This window comes from Candidatus Reidiella endopervernicosa, from assembly GCF_013343005.1.
Taxonomy (GTDB): domain Bacteria; phylum Pseudomonadota; class Gammaproteobacteria.
Genome location: NZ_CP054491.1, coordinates 1,604,930 through 1,625,098 on the forward strand (window position 1 = coordinate 1,604,930; position 20,169 = coordinate 1,625,098).

Below are 20,169 nucleotides of genomic sequence, written 5' to 3' on the forward strand. Positions count from 1 at the left end.
TTGAGGAGATTTTTATGAAAGTTCGCGCACAAATCGCAATGGTTCTGAACCTGGATAAATGTATCGGTTGTCATACCTGTTCAGTAACCTGCAAAAACATCTGGACCAACCGAAAGGGCGTCGAGTACGCATGGTTCAACAACGTTGAGAGTAAGCCGGGTGTCGGTTTCCCTAAGGAGTGGGAGAACCAGGATAAATGGAAAGGCGGCTGGGAGAAGAAGAACGGTGGCATCGAGCTCAAGGCCGGTGGCCGCATGAGCAAGCTGCTCAACATCTTCGCCAACCCCGACATGCCTGAGATCGACGACTACTACGAGCCGTTCGATTTCGACTACGCCAAGCTGCAGAACAAACCGCTTTCCGAAGCGGCCCCGACTGCACGTCCGGTATCGCAGATTACCGGTAAGCGGATGGAGAAGATCCACTGGGGACCGAACTGGGAGGATGATCTGGCGGGCGAGTTCGAACATCGTTCCAAGGATAAGAACTTCGACGGTATCCAGAAACATATCTACAAGGAGTTCGAGAACACCTTCCATATGTATCTGCCGAGACTCTGTAACCACTGTCTCAATCCTGCCTGTGTCGCCTCCTGCCCATCGGGTGCGATCTACAAGCGTAACGAGGATGGCATCGTTCTGATCGATCAGGATAAGTGCCGCGGCTGGCGCATGTGTGTCAGTGGCTGTCCTTACAAGAAGATCTACTACAACTGGGAGTCGGGCAAGTCTGAGAAGTGCATCGCCTGTTACCCTCGTATCGAGTCGGGCATGCCGATGGCCTGTGCCGAGTCGTGTGTAGGTCGTATCCGCTACGTCGGTGTAATGCTCTACGACGCCGATCGCATCAGTGAAACTGCTGCGACCGACGATAAGGGCCTCTACAACGCACAGATGGATATCTTCCTCGATCCTAACGATCCTGCCGTCATTGAACAGGCACGTAAGGACGGTGTACCCGATACCTGGCTAGAAGCTGCACAGGAGTCGCCGGTCTACAAGATGGCGATGGAGTGGAAGATTGCCTTCCCAATCCATCCTGAGTTCCGCACCCTGCCGATGATGTGGTACGTACCACCGCTCTCGCCAGTACAGAGCCAGATCGATCAGGGCAATCTGCCAACTGAAGCTGACGGTGTAATACCGAAGGCCGATGCGCTGCGCTTCCCGGCACAGTACCTGGCCAACCTGCTCACCGCAGGCGATACCGCACCGATTATCTCGGCGCTCAATCGTCTAATGGCGATGCGTAGTAACCAGCGTTCCAAGGCGGTCGATGGCGAGTCTAATACCGCAGCACTCGATGCCGTTGGTATGACCGAGGCAGAGTCGGATGCGATGTATCAGATGCTCGGTATCGCCAACTACGAAGATCGTTTCGTGATCCCTACCTCGCACGAGGAGCTTCGTCACGAAGACCCTTACGCGTTCCAGGGTCAGAACGGCTTCGGACCCGGCAATACCAGTGGTCACGGTTCCGAGTCGGGGCAGGGCTTCACACTGTTCCCGTCACGTCGCCAGAACTCTGCCTCGCCGCAGCAGGCGTTCCCGCATCCACGCGGTAACAAACAGTCCTAAGGGAGGATATCAATATGCGTATCTACAAAATAATGGCTCGCATCCTCGATTATCCAACCGAGGAGCTGATCGAGCACCTGCCAGAGATGGCAACACTCGTTGCTGACGACCCGATGCTCTCCGAACAGGAGCGCACCGAGTTGGGTAGCGTAATTGCCTGGCTGCAGTTGCACGATCTGATCGGGCTACAGCAGCTCTATGTGAATACCTTCGATATGGTTCCGGAACACGATCTGCACCTGACCCATCACCTCTTCGGTGATGACCGGGGGCGCGGTCCGGCACTGGTTGATCTCTCCGAGCACTACAAGGCGGCGGGACTTGATTTCGACGGCAAGGAGATCCCCGATTTCCTACCGTTGATTCTCGAGTACGTCTCCACGCTCGATGAGATGCAGGCCACCATCTTCCTTGGAGATGCGGCCAAGGTAATCACTGTATTGGCTGAGAATCTGGAGAAGGCTGGCAGCAACTACGCCAGCCTGATGCGGATTATCGAAAACCGTGGCCGTCTGGCCCAAGCAGCCTGAGGAGAGAGTCATGACACTGCACGATTTTATATTTGGCGCCTATCCCTACCTGGCAGGAACCATCTTCCTACTCGGTAACTGGATCAGGTACGACCGCGAGCAGTACACCTGGAAAACCGACTCCAGCCAGCTACTCAGTAACAAGGGTATGCGGGTGGCGAGTAATCTGTTCCATGTGGGCATTATCGCGATTTTCTTCGGCCACATGGTCGGTCTGTTGACTCCCCATAGCTGGTTCCTGGCGATGGGTGTCTCGGATGTGGCGCATCAATACGTTGCCATCTACGCTGGACTGATCTTTGGCTCCATGTGCTTCGTTGGTGCGTTGATGCTGTTCCTGCGTCGCCTCACCAATGAACGGGTCAAGGCGGCTGGGCGTACCCGTGATACCTTCATCATCGGTTGGTTGCTGGTCACCGTGATCGTAGGTCTGAGCACTACCATCGTCTCCTACGGCCATGCCAGCCACGGCAACGCCGATGTAATGATTGCACTGACCCAGTGGGTACAGAGCGTCGCGACACTGCAGGTAGATCCAAGTCTGCTCGCAGGTGTGGAGCCGGTCTTCAAGCTGCACATCTTCCTCGGTATGACGGTGTTCCTGCTCTTCCCGTTCACCCGTCTGGTCCATGTGTGGAGTGTGCCGATTGGCTATCTCGGCCGTGCCTATCAGGTCGTACGTCGTAAACACGTATCAAATAATTAATCGGATGCACCATCCCGTCATACAGGCGGGATGGTGCAGAAGATTAGCGTTGATAACCCTTATGGGATGGAAATCGAAATAATTTTTCATAAAGGTGAGTGATGAGAACTAATCCGTTTGCAATTCGTGATGAGAAGTTGATAGTTGATGGTCAGGAGATCATCACCGATCAAGAGGGTTACATCCAGAATATGGATGATTGGTCAGAGTCTTTTGCAGTGGCGCAGGCCGCTAAAGAGGGGCTGGAACTGACTGATGAGCACTGGGATGTGATTCGCTATATCCGCGATTACTACGAAGAACACTGCGTCCAGGCAGAGGTACGAAAGATGATCAAGTACTTTGCCAAGTTATGGGGACCAGAGCGTGGTAATAACCATCATCTGCACGACCTCTTTCCCTACGGCGGCCCACAGAAACAGGGCAACCGTCTGGCAGGAATCCGTCGTACCAAGGGTGAGCATTAACCGCCAATCCTTATATTTACACGGTAAAAAACAGGGCCCGTATCGAGTTTTCGATACGGGCCTTTTTTTATCGAATCTCTATTTGTCGAGTCGATCGACAATGTCAGTGTGGGCACTGTGGTAAATAGTATTACTCTGCACTGCTGGCTATATTCACCCTAATGACGCTTCTCTGTGTGCAGGTCATGAAGGGTGATATTTATGGGTTACTCGGTAAAGCTGGCTAATAGTAGTCATCAGTTTGTGGCTGAATTTGGCGACTCGCTACTCGATGCTGCATTGCGTTCAGGTATCCATCTCCATTTTGGTTGTAGCAGCGGTAACTGCGGTGAATGTAAGGCACGGCTATTGTCGGGCGAGTTGGCCGAGATAAAACACCACGACTACCGCCTCAGCGAGGCTGAACTTAAAGAGAACACGGTACTGCTCTGCAGGGCTTCGGCAGGAAGTGATCTGCTGCTTGATGCCGCTGAGATTATCGATACCGGCGAGGTGCCGTTACAGCGAGTCGCGACTAAGGTATCTAAGATCGAGCGGATTGGAGATGAGATCATTCTGCTGCAGCTGCGCACGCCGCGTACGCAGCGTCTACAGTTTCTTCCTGGGCAACATATATCACTCAAACTACCGAACGGATTGCAGCGTGATCTCGCTATCGGCAGTTGTCCCTGTAACGGCATGGTGCTTCAGTTTCATCTGCAGCGAAGAGAGGGTGATCCCTTTTATGAATTTATCTTTGAGCAACTGGGTAGTTCCGACCGAATCGAGATCAACGGCCCCTTCGGGGAGGTGACGCTTGATGGTGATTCGGATCGTCCGATTGTCTTGATTGCTGAAGGAACCAACTTCGCGCCGATCAAGAGTCTGATCGAGCAGGCGATCAATCTCGATATGACACAGTCCATATGGCTCTATTGGCTGGCAGAGGGTGAACAGGGTCACTACCTCGATAACTACTGTCGCTCCTGGGTGCAGACGCTAGACCACTTTAGTTACCAACCGATAACAACCCATGACGGCAACGGCATCGATCTATCTTTAGAGCTGCTCATGCAGCTCGCTACTGACGAGGCTTACGATATCTATGTCGCCATGGATGAGGTGCATGCTGAACTGTTGGTTAAATCGATTCTCGTACGACGAGGTGAACAGGATGCGATCCGTGTGCTGCAGTGGAGAAGAGAACCGCGAGGCGAAATCAACGCTGCATTAGTGAGTTGATCGATTATCGGCTAGCGGAGAAGCGAGTCACCGCTATCTGTAACGCCTTTAACTGTGACGCATCGCTACTGCCCGCATAGTTGAGCTGAATATAGCGTTTGGTAATCGACCTGACAGCCTGACGAAGATCGGGGCGCTGCTTGATCACTCGTTGAGCAAAATCTTCCGGACCCTCATAGGGATTCCGGTTGATACCTGCCTTGGCTAGTTTTGCGCAAAAACGCCGATAGAGGCGTTGCAGTGGAGTGACGTGATGCTGGCGCCCGTGACGCCAGAGCATCAGCGCAGTGATGATGGCAAAGAGTGTTCCCATCGAGGTGAGTAGCCCAATCGCCATTCCCTCCCAGCTATCGAGTCCAATGCCGAGCTTCGCCAGAAACTCGCGTTGTGTCTTATCGCCGTAACCGAGTACCCACTGATTCCAGCCGTTGTTGAGCGCATCAATCGAGAATCGGAACTGCTTCAACAGGGTATTGTTGCTGCGTAGCAGAATCGGCAGGGGGGCGTCATCGGGCAGTGAGGCCTCAATGCCCTCTTCGACGCGTTCGGGGGCCACGGCGCCGGTTGGATCGATGCGTCGCCAACCTTCACCTTCAAGCCACACCTCCGACCAGGCGTGGGCATCGGAGTTGCGTACGGTGTAGAACTCATCGAGCGGATTCCGCTCACCGCCCAGGTAGCCAGTAACCACCCGAGCCGGAATGCTGGCGGCACGCATCAACACGGTGAAGGCACCGGCGTAGTGTTCACAGAAACCGCGCTGGCTATCGAACAGGAACTGATCGACCGGGCGGTTACCGAGCAGCGGTGGACGCAGGGTGTAGACAAAGGGCTGTTGATTGAAGTGGTTGAGGGCACGATTGACGACTTCGCGATCAGATCTCGAGGCGGCTCGCCACTGCGCAGCCAGTGCGCGGCTGCGGCTGATACCGTTATCGGGTAGCTGCAGTGCGGCTAGTTTCGCCTCGTGGCTGATCAGTTCACCAAACTTGAAGGCGGGATAGGAGCTGAGCTGATAACGCAGCCGTTCCCGAACCGGGGAAGCGGCCAGCAGTCGATAGTCACCACTGAGGCTGCTATTGAGCGGAAGTGTGTCGGGGAGTTCCAGTGCGAAGAGCCAACGCCGGTTGTGGGGCTCGAGGGTGACGCTGTAACGCACTGGGTCACCGACCGGGGTGAAGTCATCGTGTGGCAGATCACGTTTACTGAAACCGCCGCTCCAGCGTCGGCCGTCGAAGTGCCACAGCACCGGTCCGCGCCAGTAGCGCAGCTCGCTCGGCGGAGCTGGGTCGATGAACTCAACGCGAAAGGCGGTGCCACCCGACTGGATCAACTCACTGATCGAGCCGGGACTCATCGAATCATCCAGCCCGCTGAGGCTGCTGTGGGCATCCTTAGGCAGGCTCCAGAGGGGGCCCGGCACGCGGGGAAAGAGTACAAACAGCACCAGCATCATCGGTACCGCCTGGGCCAACAGGGTGGCGGAGATACGTAGGCGCCGCTTGATCGGCAGCGGATCGCGCTCCATGTAGTTGATCGCAATCAGTGTCGAGGTGATCACGATTACAATTAATATCATATAGATCGCGGTTGGAATTGATTGAGTAAACAGGAAGTTAGTGATTACCAGGAAGTAGGCTAGCAGTACCACGATCACCGCATCACGGTGGGTGCGTAGTTCGATTAGCTTCAGGGCGATGAGAATTATCAGCCAGGCGGTACCGGCATCGCGACCGAAGAGACGGCCGTAACTGAGAAAGACGCCCACCGCGATTGCCACCAACATGATCACGCGTAACAGGGTGCCCGGTAACGGCAGTCGTCGCTTGGCTGCGAGCCAACGCCACAGACCGAAGCCGAGGCCAACCAGCGGTATCCAGATTGGTAACCGGGTCGTGTGTGGAGCGATTACCAGCACCAATGAGAGCATCAGCCAGGCGATGGTGGCGTGGTGGATCGGCGAGTGGTAGTTACGCATGCTCAGCTAAGCGCCCGTCGGAGTCGTCAAGACCGTAGAGGGCGAGGTGCTCGAGGATCTGGCGACGATGGCGCTCACCGCTGGCCGGGGCGAAGTGGCGATCGGGCATTTTCAGTCCATACTCAACGCCTTCACGATCGGCATCGACCACCCAGCGGCAGAGGCGGGAGAGGCGCTGTTCGGTGCTGAGACCCACCATCTCTTCCCACTCGAACCAGACACTACCGCCGGCACTGCCGGAGAACTGCTTGAGCATCATCGGTTGACCCCGTGCCACCACCTTCCAGGCGACGTGACGCAGCGGGTCGCCGCTGTGGTAGTTACGAAAGCCGGCAAAGTCCTCCATTCCCTCACCCTGCCGGGCGCCGTGCTCTGCCTCACCCGCCTCAAGCGGCGGCAGGGGCGGATTGTGTTCCGGTTTGGGGTAGACCAGGCAGCGGCTGCGCAGCTCGATCCAGCTCCAGGCGCGGAACAGACCGAGTGGATAGGTGGTCTCGACCTTGATTCTGCCGGGATAGCGCCAGCCACGCAGCTCGGTTGGCATGAGTAGATTGATAGTGTTGTGTTTGCCCGGTTCGATCTCCTCAACATCGCCGTCATATTGGTTGCAGTTGAGTAGGATCAGGTGACGCGATTTTCTACCCGGATTGTCGAGGTGGAAGATGAATTCCACCTGCTCACCGGCAAAGACCGGTTGCAGTCGACCGCTACGCACGGTGATGTTTTTCAGGTTGCTGTAGGTGTGCAGGATCGAGGCGGTGGCGAGGCTGCCGAGTAGGAAGGTGAGCATAAAGCCCATGTTGTTGCTGTAGTTGATCGAGCCGATCAGCATCACCAGCAGCACGCCAGCGAACAGTACCCCGTGGCGGGTCGGCAGGATATAGAGATGACGGTTGTCGATCTCGACCGCATCGGGATCGCTACCGCGATTAATAAAGCGGTCGGAGAAGTAGCCGGAGTTGAGCAGCTTTTCGCCGAGCATCGGCTCAGGGAATAGCCACGGAGGTGAGCAGCAGTTCGCTCGCCGAAAGGGCCGGATCGCCACCACTGAGACGGTGACCGGCAACGGCGGGCAGTACGCTCTGAATATCTTCGGGGATGACGTAGTCACGGCCATCGATCAATGCCCACGCCTGTGAGGCGCGCAACAGGGCCAGCGAGGCGCGAGGTGAGAGACCGTTCTCAAACTGTGGTGCTTCACGTGAGAACTCGACCAGCGCCTGCAGGTAGTCGAGCAGTGCATCTGATACGTGGATCTCGGGAACCCGACGCTGCATTGCCTGCAGCTCTTCGGCGGTGGTGACCGGTTGAATGGCGGTGAGCAGATCACGACGACTCTCACCGCGCAGTAGGGCGCGCTCGGCCTCGCGATCGGGATAACCCATATCGATACGCATCAAAAAGCGGTCTAGCTGCGACTCGGGCAGTGGGAAGGTGCCGATATGGTGGCCGGGATTCTGCGTGGCGATGACAAAGAAGGGCTCAGCCAATTTGCGTGTCTCGCCCTCTGTGGTCACCTGGTGCTCCTCCATCGCCTCGAGCAGGGCGCTCTGGGTCTTGGGTGTGGCGCGGTTGACCTCATCGGCAAGGATGAATTGCGAGAAGATCGGGCCGGGGTGGAAGGTGAAGCTGCCCTGTTCACGGTCGTAGATGGAGATGCCGAGAATATCGGCCGGGAGTAGATCGCTGGTGAACTGAATGCGCTGAAATGAGAGGCCGAGTAGCTGTGCGAGTAGATGGGAGAGGGTGGTCTTGCCCATACCGGGCAGATCCTCGATCAGCAGGTGGCCGCGTGCCAGCAGGCAGGCGAGGGCAAGGCGGATCTGCGCCTGCTTACCGAGGATAACCTCACTCGCCTGAGCGACGATGGTGTCGATGGTCTGCTTCATAACATCCCTTGATAATGATTCTTCACTGCACTCTAGCAGAGAACGAATTAACGCCGGTGTGAAACCCTTCTCATTCAGCGCCTATATCAGTAGTTCAACCCGAGGCTTCTCGTCGCTATCCGTTTCAATCTTGGGATTGCAGACAAACAGCCGCTCGGCCTCGATCTGGTAGTGTTCCATCAGGTGTTTCTGGATCGTCTCGGCACGCGCTCGGGCAACTTCGGTCAGCTGCTGTTCCAGTTCAGGCGTCATCTGCGGTGCAACGACAGGCTGTTTCTCTTCGGCTGTTTTGGCAGCTGATGGCTCCCCACTCTCCTTAGCGGCTGCCTTCTGTTTAGCCGCCAGGAGCGCTTTTATCTCACTTTCGTTGGCCTTGCCGCAGAGACGCACACGGATCTGCTTGTGCTCCTGCATCAGCTTGCCGACCTTCTCCAGGTATTTGATCTGCTCAGGGTTAAGCGAAGAGATCGTGGCTGGGTAGGTGATTGGATCGAGTCGTACCGCCGAGGCTGCCGCTTCTGCTAGCTCAGCGATGGCGATCAGGGTGCCATAGGGTTGGAAGTAGTATTTCAGGTAGGTCATGGCGGTGGTCTTCATCGCCTTGCCGAGCGCCTGATTAATGGTGTTGGCGAGACTGAACTCGGGATGGGCAAGATCGCCGCCTAGAGGTAGTTTCAGTTTGATGTTGTTCTCATCATCACGCAGCAGCGAGAGGGCCGAATCTAGAGGCATCGAGAGCTGATTGGACAGGTGTTCCATCTTCTCCGGGTCGGCGGCATCGACCTCGAGGTTGTTGAGTTTTACCCTGTTCTCACCCTTGAGTTTGCCGGCGTCGATCTCGAGTTCGATCTCAGCGCTGGCGTGGCCACTGGTCAGCTCATATCCGAGTGACTGGATGGTGTAGGGGGAGAGCGGTGGCAGGTCGAGGGTGTCGATATCACCCTTCAGTTTGAGAGTGGGGTGTTCGGCGAAGGGGTAGAGTTCACCGCCGAAGGCGAGGTGTGTATAGCTACCGATATTGGCCTTAAGCTCGAAGGGACTACCCGTGCTGGGTGTACTGCTGTCGATCTGATTAACCGCAAGCTGCTTTAAAGTGATTCGGTTTTTATAGTTTGGTGTGATCGCCTCGTCGACGAAGTCGAGATGACTCTTACCAGTTACCTTGATCTGTTGGATCTTGATCGGTATCTGCTGCTTGCTGCCGGGATCTGACTTGTCCGATTTGCCGCTCTGTAACTGATTGATTAAGGCAATCTCACCCTTTGCTGTACGGCGTAATAGTAGCGCCATGTTATCGAGCGTAATCGAGTTGATCGCGGTTATCTGATCGGCTTGATAGTGAAGGTTATCGAGTGTGAGGGAGCCGCTATTAAAGAGTTGCTCACTCTTCTCATCGCTGTTGGTTGTATGTGGCTTTAACAGTGTAAGTTGTTCGCTGCGGAGTGAGCCGATGGTGAGATCATCAATGGCCCTGAGTTCGATCTCTTTTGCGTTCAAATGGTGATAACGCGCCAGGGTAAGTTGTTTGTTGCTGTCATCGATTTGGGTGGTTCCGCTGCTCAGCGAACCGGTTGCTGATGGCTTGTTCTCTTTAACGTAGATGTTGCCCGACCACGCCCCCTGTTGCTGTGACACATTGAGATGGTTCTCGGCGAGTGCAAGGGCGAGCTGCTTGTGGCTAATGTCACCATTGATCACGACGCTGGGTGAGTGTTCCACTGGCAGAGTGATTTGTGCATTACCCTTATAGGTGAGCTGCTGGTTTCGGTAGGCGATATCGGCTCTCCGATAACGCGCCCCCCTGGCATCAATGGTGCCGTCAAAATCGAGTTTCATTGCACCAACCTCGGAGTGACTGAGGCTGGTGGTGCTATCGATCGTCAGCTGATCAATGCCGCTCTTGGTCTCGGTTCCAATCGTTGTCGCCAGTTGCTCGGTCGTCAAGGTGCCGATGAGATCGACTGAGGGTTGTTTGGTATTCAGGTCGAGGTTGAAGTCGATGCGACCACCAAAGCGTCCCTTGGCCAGTGTGGTGGATAGTGTGTCGTTGGCGAGGGAGAGGCCGCCTAAGTTAATTTCACCCAGTTGGCTGGCACGCAGCTCTTTTGCATCGATCTCGACTATCAGTGTGGTCTGCGCGGAGAGCGCACCACTTAGGGCCGTTAGTTGCTTGTTCAGTAGTGGGGCGATGCTCTGCAGATCGAACTGCTCAAGCTGTAACTGGGTCTCGAAGCGTTGCGTCTCATTGAAGGGGCGTAGCTCAGCAGCCAGTTGTAGTGGAGTGTCGTTGAGTGTGGCGGTAAGGGTGAGGTTTGCCGCTCGATCAAGATTACGGTTAGAGAGGTGTTCAAGTTTCAGCTGCTCGAGGGTGAGCTGGCCGTGAGCTGACTTCTGCTGTAGCTGATCGAGGCGCTATCCAGAATTAACTGGTCGAGAGTGAAACCCCATGGGTTCTGCTGCTGGGTGCTAGCGTCACTCTTGGTTGCTGGTAGTGCAAGTGAGGCGACGGTTAATCTGCCCTCACTATCGACCGAGAGTGCAATCGAACTGTTGTTGATGGTGAGTGACTCGATGTGGATTAGCCGCTGCCATAGGTCACGAACATTAAGGGTGGTGGTTAGCTGCTCAAGGTGCTGTGGTGCACCATCGCTAAACTGGTAGTTGAGCTGGTCGATCCTCAATTGGCCGGTAAAAAGATTGAGATCGATGTTCTCAACGGTTGCTGTGGACGCCCCCTGATCCTTCAACCACGATTCGAGACTATGGCCGAGAGCGAAGGGGAGAGCTGCCAGCATGAGTGCAACCAGCAACACGATGGCTGCGGTGATCTGCAGCCATCGGCGCTGCCAGATGGGGGGCGATTTGGACTCAGGTGCAACAGCGGTGTCGTTCATTGGGGACTCCTATCAATCAGAGGAGCATGATAAACGAAATGGTTAGCAAGGGGCGCTGGTAGGAGGGTGCTATTTAATCTGTTTAACGGCGGTTGATCTGGTCGATAAACATTTCGGTCGATTCGCGGGTGATATTGACCATGTCACCGATGAATTCGATGTCACCAATTGCTTCACGCAGCTTGTGGGCACGGTGTGAGGAGTGCTGCTGCAGTTTGTCGGTGACACTGTCGACAAAGTGGATGGGGAGTTTTGCGGCCTTGGAGATAACTATTTTTACACTGCACTGCTCCTGCAGCATGGCGTGTTCAAAAAAGCGGCGTCGCTCGGTCTCGTTTTTAAATTCGGCATCGGTGGCGGAGAGGATCTCAAAACGCCCCGGTTCATCGATGATCGGTTGCTTGAACATGTAGATTGGCAGGCTGGCCTGGGCACTGCTACGAAGCTCATTTCCGATACGCGCAATGCGGCGATGTTCGGCGATGGGTGAGAAGTCGAATTCACCTGGAGCGACCTCGAAGAAGCGAATTAATCCCTCGTCATCATCGGGCATCACGATCTGACTTAGGCGCATCGCACCCTGTGCGTTTTTGCCAATCATCAACGGAATGGTCGAGGTGCTGGCGGTTGCGATCGCCTCCAGGGTGCGGGTCTGAGCGGTGGAGATGGTGTCGCTATAGTCGACCTGCAGCTTTTCGGCATTGCGTTTGAAAACGTTGCGGAAAAAGTCGGTGACCGACTTGTCGACTTGTCGACTTGATCGACGGCGGCGTTGCTGTCGCGATCAAAGAGGCGGCTGAGGTGTAGGCAACGGGGATTTCCGCTGAGGCTGACAACCTGGTAGCTAACGTGCTTGAGAAAGTTTTTGCCTGTCTGCTCAGCGTAACGCTGGAAGCTTATCTCAACGATCTGTCGTGGATTAATCTCGAGTTCGTGCTCATCAAGTGCAATGCTGACACCACCAACCGATAGATTGACGGTATTGGATTCAATGCGCTGTTCACCAATGGTGAGTACCACGCTGGTTTTGATCAGGTATCGCGGTTCTCGGCGCTGAATATCGCGGCCGAGGGTGACAATCTCGGGCTGATTGGGTAACTCACCCTGACCGAGCTCTAGCACTTTGTTGGGTATGGTAACCGCGTCAGGGATCGCATCACTGAACATCCACTGTTCAGCGACCTCGGTCATGTCGGAGACGATGCCGACCGCACTGATTTCATCGACCATCTTCAGGATGTTCTCAGCGCTGTCGTAGTTATTCTCTGCCACCTGATTCAGGCAGGCGATCATCTTGCGACAGGAGGGTTTGTGGTAAGGGGATATCACCAGTTTTAAGAGCTGAAAGCCGGGGTGTTTCTGGTGAGAGATAACAAAGTTTACCCAATCACTACGAGTGGCAAACTCAAAATCGGTAGCTGAAATCAGTGATCCACTGGCGGCGTCGCGATCGCTGACCGCCATGGATAGCGAAGCGAAGGCGGTTAGTCCCCGATAGTCGACGCCGTCTGCCTATTCGTAGTTGAGAGCGCGAGCGAACGACGGAGAAGATGCAGCAGCGGCTTTATGTCGGCGTAGAGTCACTGAGGGAGTGTGTAGAGCCGCGAAGAGGTGATTACGCAACGTACGCAGGACGTCGGGGCGCCGTAGGCATAAACGGTCGCGTTAAGTATTTGCCGCTTGCTTGGGCTTGGATGCCCAAAACATGCTTCCGCAAAATAGCGACTCCCGAAGATCATCATCAGCGGTTCGGGACAGCTCTGTTCCGTGTTACAACTCAAGAAGTGTTGGAGTCGGTGTGGCTGCATAAAGGGACTGAGGTCGAAACCACTCTCACCCTTCTTAAACTGTTCGAGCATGGCCCGGTTACCATCACTCACGCCAACCAGACCGACCCGTGCTCCGTCGGTGTCACCGCAGAAGAAGAGTGGCAGCAGAGCGCTGGAGAGGGTGTAGAGCCGTTCGGTGAGAAGTGCATTGGCAGTCAGCAGCTCATCACTGACATCGACCCGGTAGCGTGAATTATTGGCATCGATAAAGGCATCGATCGCTTTGCGATGGTCTGGATCACTCTCACTATGCTGCAGCCGTAGCTGGATTCCCGCCTTGGTGTGGTCGACGTTGAGGATGGTGTAGCCCGAGCGTACTGTGCCGATCTTGCCCTCAATGGCGGGAATCTCGATATCGACCACGCTGCCTTCATCTAAGAAGATCGGCGTGCGGGTGATGGCACAGAGACCGCTGGGAGAGATGTCGCGTGTGGTCAGCTCCACGCCACCCTCATCATGATGCAGTAGTGCGGCTGTGGACATCTCTAGACGCGCCTCGGTGCGTTCAGAGAAGTACTGCATCGAGAGCGGTTCGGGTTGATCAATATCGAGGGTGCGCCACTGCTCGAGCATCATCTGCTCAATCTCTTCTGCGGTCAGTTCGGTTGCAGCGGATGTGCCAGTGAGCTGGCGTGGTTTGGCAACCGCCGGTTTTTTCGCAGCAGCACGTTTCTCGCTCCCCTTTTTATGGCGAGCCTGGATATCTTCATACATGCCGACAGTGAAAAGACCGTTGTTCTTTCGCTGACCGCCATGGATAGCGAAGCGAAGGCGGTTAGTCCGCGATAGTCGACGCCGTCTGCATATTCGTAGTTGAGAGCGCGAGCGGACGACGAAGAAGATGCAGCAGCGGCTTTATGTCGGCGTAGAGTCACTGAGGGAGTTGTGTAGAGCCGCGAAGAGGTGATTACGCAACGTACGCAGGACGGTCGGGGCGCCGTAGGCATAAACGGTCGCGTGAAGTTTTTGCTGTTTGCTTGGGCTTGGATGCCCAAAACAAACTTTCGCAAAATAGCGACTCCCCGATTTAACGCCTCGACGAAGGCCTGGTAGGTATCACGGTCGAGGTGCATCGAGAGGTTGCGATAGAGGTAGGCACGACACTCCTCTTTGGTCTTGCCGCGCATATCGATGCCGCGGTGGCACTCCTGTGAGCGTCTCCGCTTTTCAGCGCGTTGAATAAATTGGTCGGTCTTGGAACCCTCTTCAACATGCTCCGCCACCAGTTCCTGACTGCCGTCGCTGGGCGCGGTGCGCATGTAGTGCCAGATGACGCGGTTTTGAGAAGCACTGCTCATAGGTGAGGCTCCACGAGCGCTGACCGCCATGGAGAGCGAAGTGAGGGCGGTTAGTCCCCGATAGTCGACGCCGTCTGCCTATTCGTAGTTGAGAGCGCGAGCGAACGACGGAGAAGATGCAGCAGCGGCTTTATGTCGGCGTAGAGTCACTGAGGAGTTGTGTAGAGCCGCGAAGAGGTGATTACGCAACGAACGCAGGACGGTCGAGGCGCCGCAGGCATAAACGGTCGCGTGAAGTTTTTGCTGTTTGCTTGGCTTGGATGCCCAAAACAAACTTTCGCAAAAATAGCGACTCCCGGAAGTGGGGCAGTCGTATACTCTGTTTCTTTTTTTAGCAGGACGTTGGCGCTCATCAGTGACTAGGCAATCATTATTATTGTCAGCCGATGTCCCCAAGCTGTGGGCGGACATAATCCATGGCGAATGTAAGTATATGTTGTGCTTGAGCATATATCAGCTGCTGCTGCGTGTGAATAGCGGGTGTTTTGTGCTGATTCAGAAAAAGTGTGCGGTAGTGGTGCGCGGCAGCGGCCTGATTGGAATCAGGCCAATTATCGGTGGATGGCGTCTGTACCTTTAATACTATTGCGGTAACATCCCGTTCAGGATTTATTACAAGGATTCGAGAATCATGATTCGTAAATGCCTCTTCCCAGCTGCCGGATACGGTACCCGTTTCCTGCCTGCGACCAAGTCGATGCCGAAGGAGATGTTGCCGATCGTCAACAAACCGTTGATTCAGTACGGTGTCGAAGAGGCGCTTAATGCGGGTATGTACGATATCGCGATTATTACCGGTCGTAGCAAACGTGCCATCGAGGATCACTTCGATATCAGCTATGAACTGGAACATCAGATTAGCGGTACCGATAAGGAGAACCATCTCACCGAGATCCGCAAGATCATCAAGGAGTGCACCTTCTCCTACACCCGTCAGATTGAGATGCGTGGTCTGGGTGATGCGATCCTCACCGGTGAGACGCTGATCGGTAATGAACCGTTTGGGGTGATTCTTGCCGATGACCTCTGTGTCGGTGACGGTGACGAGGTGATGAAGCAGATGCTCAAAACCTATGAGAAGTATCGCTGTAGCGTGGTTGCGATCCAGGAGGTCGATCAGAGTGAGGTCGATAAGTATGGTGTGATCGGAGGTAGTGCGATCGATGAAGACACCTATATGGTCTCCTCAATGATGGAGAAGCCCTCGCCAAAGGAGGCGCCGAGTAATCTGGCGGTGATTGGCCGCTATATCCTGACTCCCGATATCTTCGATGTGCTGCGTCGTACTCCGACTGGAAAAAATGGTGAGCTGCAGATTACCGATGCGTTGCAGACCCAGGCGAGTGAGAACATGGTGGTGGGGTGTAAGTTTCGAGGGAAGCGTTTCGACTGCGGTAGCATCGACGGCTTTGTCGAGGCGACCAACTATTTCTACGAACAGACGAAGGGCGAATAGGCCGCTAATTTGACTCGTCGTGGCTGGCGAGTCTTGCCGAGTCGATATGGCTTACTGATGCTGACTCTTCACGCTCAAAGGGTGAACGTCCAAAACGATCCCTAAAACTCTCCGTCAGTGATGCGATCGCATCGCGTGCGTCTGCTTCACTCAAACTCCCGTTCAGCAGCGAGTTCTGTAGCGGGGCCTGTAGATTATCCAGTGGTCGGTTGTTGTGGGATTGATAGGCGTTGATCAGTCCATGCAGCAGTGACTCGACTGCGGAAGCGCTGTCGCGGTTTTGTGCGACCAGTTTGGCGAGCAGACGTTCGTTGTCGTGTAGCGGCTGTCGGTGCTGCTTTTCAAACAACTCCTCGAGGGTCAGCGACAGGGTCAACGTCTCCTGCGCGGGGAAGTCGTTACGCTCCAACCAACGCAGCAGGGCGCGTTGCTCGTTAAAGGGTATCGAGCCGAAACGGTTGTTGTAGCGCTCAAGCAGTGTGGCCAGGGCGGGGCGGATCTGCTGTTCGCCGAAGGCTGACTTCTCGATCATCGCAGTGAGTTGCTCAAGGAGTTCCACAGGCGTTGCAGGTTGCGTTGTGTTCGCTGAGATCTGGCTGGGTGCTTTCGCACTCTCGGTACGTTTTGCCCAGTAGCTGCTGAAACCACCGCTCTCTTCTGCACTGCCGAGGTGGTTGGTGACCGCCTCGGAGAGGGCATAGAAGCAGCGACTGGCGGGGGCCTCATGGTCGAGCAGGATCAGTGGCCGTTGCAGGCGAATCGCCCGTACCAGTGTCTCGTCCTGAAGGATGTGGCCCAGGTAGTAGGTGTCGACCTTCGCTGACCGCCATGGAGAGCGAAGTGAGGGCGGTTAGTCCCCGATAGTCGACGCCGTCTGCCTATTCGTAGTTGAGAGCGCGAGCGAACGACGGAGAAGATGCAGCAGCGGCTTTATGTCGGCGTAGAGTCACTGAGGGAGTTGTGTAGAGCAGCGAAGAGGTGATTACGCAACGTACGCAGGACGGTCGGCGCCGCAGGCATAAACGGTCGCGTGAAGTTTTGCTGTTTGCTTGGGCTTGGATGCCCAAAACAAACTTTCGCAAAAATAGCGACTCCCGGCAGATACTTTTAGTGGCATCCTGAAAGCGCTGAAAAATCTCCAGACTCTTCTGATGATTCGGTACCTGGTTGGTAAGAATGTAGGCCGGGGTGTCGATGTGACGATTCTTGGCGATCTTCAGCAGCGAGAAGGCGTTGGTCATCGAGGTGGGATCGGGAGTAATCACCACTACCATCTGTTGGGCCGCGCGTAGAAACTCCAGCACGGTGTCACTGGCACCCGCAGCGGTGTCGATCAGCAGATAATCGAAACGTGACTCCAGCTCGCGTAGCGCCTCAATCAATCGTTGATGCTGGCTGTGGTTGAGCTGTGCGCAATCGGCGATACCGGAGGCGGCCGGCACGATCTGTACCCCATGTGGACCTTCGATCAAGATCTCATCAATCGTGTGCTCACCGCTGAGCAGGTGCTCCAGGGTCAGTTCGGGGCTCTTCCCAAGCAGAACGTTAATGTTGGCCATGCCGGTGTCGGCGTCGAAGATACAGACGCGTTGACCGCGTGAGGCGAGGGCGATGCCGAGGTTGGTGCTGACGCTGGTCTTTCCGACGCCACCCTTGCCACTGGTAATGGCGATGACGATGACCTCGGTTTTGTGTGCTGGAGAGGTGGATTGGCTCATCAATGCTCTATTTTCTTTTCTCTCAACAGGTTGCTCGCGGTGCAACCGAATAGCTGCTGATCATAGCAGAGTCGCTGCTGAGGCAGGGTTCGCGATCGGTGCTTATTCCCGTCTGTTGATAGGAGAGGGCAGACGAATCTTGTGTCGATGGGGTAACTCTGCTACTTTTGTCTCATAAATCCATATAAATTAAGTAGATGACAACTAATCCTAATAAAGCTCTGGAAGAGATTCAGGTAAGTCGACTGCCATCGCCTCCCGTTGTGCTGCAGAAGCTGATTGAGGCGTTTGCGGGTGATGAGGCGAGTTTCGATGAGCTCGCGAGCCTGATCGAGCGGGATGCGGCGCTCTGCGCCAAGGTGGTGGCCGTTGCCAACTCACCTTTCTACTACCGTAGCGGTAACTTCAATTCGCTCAAACGGGCACTGATCACGCTTGGCATGAAGACGGTCAAATCGATCTCGGTGACCGCCTCTGTCTACCAGTATTTCTATGGCATTAAGGCGATTCCGCCACATCAGCTCAACCGCCTCTGGCAACATGCGCTTACCACGGCCGTGGTGGCTCGTTCGTTGGCCAAGGTGAGTGGTTATGCCGAGCCCGATGAGGCCTATATGGCTGGTCTGTTTCACGATCTCGGCAAGATGGTACTGGCACTTAGCCACAGTGCGGAGTATCGCGAGATAGCCGATCAGGCGCAGGGTGGTCGAGACCTGATTGTCCTTGAGCAGCAGCGACTGGATATCTCGCACGATCAGGTGGGCGCCCACGTGCTGGAGAGTTGGGGATTGCCAACCTTTATAGTCGATGCGGTTCGTTACCATCACGAACCGGTCTCAACACTTCAGGATGCCCACCATCTGGTGAAGATCACATGGCTGGCCAACATCGCGGCACAACACAATTATCAATCAGGTAGTGAAGAGACGGCCGGTGCGGCCAACCTGTTTGGTTTTACTGTTGATATGTTCGATGAGCTGCGCAGTAGTGCACTGATCGAGGTAAATAACACCCTCACAGCACTGGGCATCGAACTCTCCCCAGAGGCTACGGATGATGGTGCTGCCGCCGTGCAGAGTCCGCTGGCCGAACAGGTGATGGGCGAGGCGCTACGTAACACGGTTAATGAGCAGTTCCGTGACGGTGCCGACGAGGGCGAGGTGGTTGATGCGATTCTTCGCAGTATTAATATCGTCTTCGACGCCGATCGGGCGCTGCTATTCGATTTTGATCACAACACCCGTCGCCTGCGTGGCCGCTCTTCAAGAAATGGTGTACAGCGTATCGAAGAGCTTGAGTTGCCTGTCGAGGCAGGCCGTGGAGTCGCTATTTTGCGAAAGTTTGTTTTGGGCATCCAGCCCAAGCAAACAGCAAAACTTAACGCGACCGTTTATGCCTTCGGCGCCCCGACGTCCTGCGTACGTTGCGTAATCACCTCTTCGCGGCTCTACACAACTCCCTCAGTGACTCTACGCCGACATAAGCCGCTGCTGCATCTTCTTCGTCGTCGCTCGCGCTCTCAACTACGAATATGCAGACGGCGTCGACTATCGGGGACTAACCGCCCTCACTTCGCTCTCCATGGCGGTCAGCGTAGGAGCCAGCTGATTCAGGCGCTACTGACCCGTTCAGTGATTGAGAGCGGTGCAGATACCGATGCCAATGTGCTTGATCGTCAGATCGTACGCATGCTGGGCCGACCGGCTGCGCTATTTGTGCCACTGATTGCTACCGATGAGACCATTGGTGTGTTGGTCATCGGCGTGACACCTGTTCAGGCCGAACGTCTAAACAGAAGCCAGTCGCTACTGATCGACTTCGCCCGTGACTTCTCCGCCCATTGGCATGCCCTGCGACAACGTCGGCGCAGTAAAGAGACCTTCGAGGAGGAGCATGCCGCCCGCTATAATCTCCATGCCCGCAAGGTGGTACACGAGGCGAACAATCCGCTGGCGATTATGCGCAACTACCTGGCGCTGCTCGGCACCAAACTCGATCCTGTGGCCGATGCTCAGGAGGAGTTGAAAATCATCCGTGAGGAGATCGATCGAGTCGCTGGAATTATTGCCACTCTTCCCGATGTCAGTGGTGCTCAGGAGCAGGAGAGTGGTGCGGTTGAGGTGAACACGGTGGTGAAAAATCTGCTGCGCCTGATCGAGAACGGCATGCTGACCAACCGCTCGATTGAACTGGTGACAGAGCTTGATGAGGCGATACCGCCGCTGCTGACCAGTATCAATGCGCTCAAACAGATTCTGCTCAACCTGAGTAAAAATGCGATTGAGGCGATGGGTAGCACCGGTCGTCTGATGATTACCAGTCGTGACTATGTCTACTTCGACGATAAGGCCTTTGTTGAGTTGAAGGTGATCGACAGTGGCAGTGGCCTGCCTCCGCATGTGTTGGCCAATCTGTTCCAGCCGGTTGATAGCACCAAGGGTGGGGGGCATGCAGGGTTGGGGCTCTCTATTGTGAAAAACCTTGTTGATGAGCTGGGTGGCAAGATCAGCTGTCGCAGTGGACAGGGTGGTACCGAATTTCAGATTCTTCTACCAAGGGAGTTGGAGTGTTAGATCGGGCGGAGTCCCAAACCTATTAGCGTAGTA

19 protein-coding genes are annotated in these 20,169 nt (G+C 55.2%); 7 read left to right on the forward strand and 12 right to left on the reverse strand.

Annotated features, from left to right (window positions below; translation table 11 throughout):
* Positions 1-14: 14 nt before the first annotated feature.
* The 5 genes from narH to HUE57_RS08995 all read left to right on the forward strand — a co-directional run bounded on the left by narH (position 15) and on the right by HUE57_RS08995 (position 4,501).
* Positions 15-1,577, forward strand: a complete 1,563-nt coding sequence (narH, locus tag HUE57_RS08975) for a nitrate reductase subunit beta (protein WP_078483279.1) — start codon at positions 15-17, stop codon at positions 1,575-1,577.
* 14 nt (positions 1,578-1,591) lie between these two features.
* Positions 1,592-2,107: a nitrate reductase molybdenum cofactor assembly chaperone gene (narJ, locus tag HUE57_RS08980; RefSeq protein WP_078483278.1), complete on the forward strand. Its 516-nt coding sequence runs from the start codon at positions 1,592-1,594 to the stop codon at positions 2,105-2,107.
* A gap of 10 nt (positions 2,108-2,117) precedes the next feature.
* A complete protein-coding gene (narI, locus tag HUE57_RS08985; protein ID WP_078483277.1) occupies positions 2,118-2,813 on the forward strand; it encodes a respiratory nitrate reductase subunit gamma in 696 nt (231 codons plus the stop codon).
* A gap of 101 nt (positions 2,814-2,914) precedes the next feature.
* Positions 2,915-3,280 carry a TusE/DsrC/DsvC family sulfur relay protein gene (locus tag HUE57_RS08990; RefSeq protein ID WP_078483276.1) on the forward strand — a complete coding sequence of 122 codons (366 nt, stop codon included), beginning with the start codon at positions 2,915-2,917 and terminating at the stop codon, positions 3,278-3,280.
* A gap of 201 nt (positions 3,281-3,481) precedes the next feature.
* Positions 3,482-4,501, forward strand: coding sequence for a 2Fe-2S iron-sulfur cluster-binding protein (locus HUE57_RS08995; protein ID WP_078483275.1), 1,020 nt, complete (start codon positions 3,482-3,484; stop codon positions 4,499-4,501).
* Between the two features lie 4 nt (positions 4,502-4,505).
* On the opposite strand, the gene HUE57_RS09000 is transcribed toward HUE57_RS08995, so the two are convergent.
* The 10 genes from HUE57_RS09000 to HUE57_RS09050 form a co-directional block, all read right to left on the reverse strand.
* Positions 4,506-6,479, reverse strand: a complete 1,974-nt coding sequence (locus HUE57_RS09000; protein ID WP_078483274.1) for a transglutaminase TgpA family protein — start codon at positions 6,477-6,479, stop codon at positions 4,506-4,508.
* Positions 6,472-7,461 (reverse strand): DUF58 domain-containing protein, encoded by a 990-nt coding sequence (locus tag HUE57_RS09005; RefSeq protein ID WP_078483273.1) that lies wholly within the window; start codon positions 7,459-7,461, stop codon positions 6,472-6,474. The genes HUE57_RS09000 and HUE57_RS09005 overlap by 8 nt, the downstream gene beginning before the upstream one ends.
* A 4-nt stretch (positions 7,462-7,465) precedes the next feature.
* A complete protein-coding gene (locus HUE57_RS09010; protein ID WP_078483272.1) occupies positions 7,466-8,368 on the reverse strand; it encodes an AAA family ATPase in 903 nt (300 codons plus the stop codon).
* Positions 8,369-8,449: 81 nt separating this feature from the next.
* Positions 8,450-10,312, reverse strand: a complete 1,863-nt coding sequence (locus HUE57_RS09015) for a DUF748 domain-containing protein (RefSeq protein WP_174673036.1) — start codon at positions 10,310-10,312, stop codon at positions 8,450-8,452.
* A 410-nt stretch (positions 10,313-10,722) separates the two neighbouring features.
* Positions 10,723-11,262, reverse strand: a complete 540-nt coding sequence (locus HUE57_RS09025) for a DUF748 domain-containing protein (RefSeq protein ID WP_174673037.1) — start codon at positions 11,260-11,262, stop codon at positions 10,723-10,725.
* Positions 11,263-11,344: 82 nt separating this feature from the next.
* Entirely contained in the window at positions 11,345-11,866 is a 522-nt protein-coding gene (locus tag HUE57_RS09030; RefSeq protein ID WP_174673038.1) for a hypothetical protein, read from the reverse strand.
* Positions 11,863-12,726, reverse strand: a complete 864-nt coding sequence (locus tag HUE57_RS09035; protein ID WP_174673039.1) for a PilZ domain-containing protein — start codon at positions 12,724-12,726, stop codon at positions 11,863-11,865. The genes HUE57_RS09030 and HUE57_RS09035 overlap by 4 nt, the downstream gene beginning before the upstream one ends.
* 116 nt (positions 12,727-12,842) lie before the next feature.
* Positions 12,843-13,805: a PilZ domain-containing protein gene (locus HUE57_RS09040; RefSeq protein WP_174673040.1), complete on the reverse strand. Its 963-nt coding sequence runs from the start codon at positions 13,803-13,805 to the stop codon at positions 12,843-12,845.
* Positions 13,688-14,389: a hypothetical protein gene (locus tag HUE57_RS09045; protein ID WP_174673041.1), complete on the reverse strand. Its 702-nt coding sequence runs from the start codon at positions 14,387-14,389 to the stop codon at positions 13,688-13,690. The genes HUE57_RS09040 and HUE57_RS09045 overlap by 118 nt, the downstream gene beginning before the upstream one ends.
* Before the next feature lie 146 nt (positions 14,390-14,535).
* On the reverse strand, positions 14,536-14,742 hold the full coding sequence (locus tag HUE57_RS09050) for a hypothetical protein (protein ID WP_174673042.1): 207 nt from the start codon (positions 14,740-14,742) through the stop codon (positions 14,536-14,538).
* Between the two features lie 278 nt (positions 14,743-15,020).
* Between HUE57_RS09050 and galU the strand changes: the two genes are divergently transcribed.
* Positions 15,021-15,845 (forward strand): UTP--glucose-1-phosphate uridylyltransferase GalU, encoded by an 825-nt coding sequence (gene galU, locus HUE57_RS09055; RefSeq protein WP_078483268.1) that lies wholly within the window; start codon positions 15,021-15,023, stop codon positions 15,843-15,845.
* Between the two features lie 4 nt (positions 15,846-15,849).
* Here galU and HUE57_RS09060 read toward each other — a convergent pair whose 3' ends face one another.
* On the reverse strand, positions 15,850-16,404 hold the full coding sequence (locus tag HUE57_RS09060) for a hypothetical protein (protein ID WP_174673043.1): 555 nt from the start codon (positions 16,402-16,404) through the stop codon (positions 15,850-15,852).
* A 319-nt stretch (positions 16,405-16,723) separates the two neighbouring features.
* Positions 16,724-17,563: a MinD/ParA family protein gene (locus tag HUE57_RS09065; protein ID WP_174673044.1), complete on the reverse strand. Its 840-nt coding sequence runs from the start codon at positions 17,561-17,563 to the stop codon at positions 16,724-16,726.
* Positions 17,564-17,760: 197 nt separating this feature from the next.
* On the opposite strand from HUE57_RS09065, the gene HUE57_RS09070 reads away from it, so the two are divergent.
* On the forward strand, positions 17,761-20,136 hold the full coding sequence (locus HUE57_RS09070; protein ID WP_174673045.1) for an HDOD domain-containing protein: 2,376 nt from the start codon (positions 17,761-17,763) through the stop codon (positions 20,134-20,136).
* The last annotated feature ends 33 nt before the right edge of the window (positions 20,137-20,169 follow it).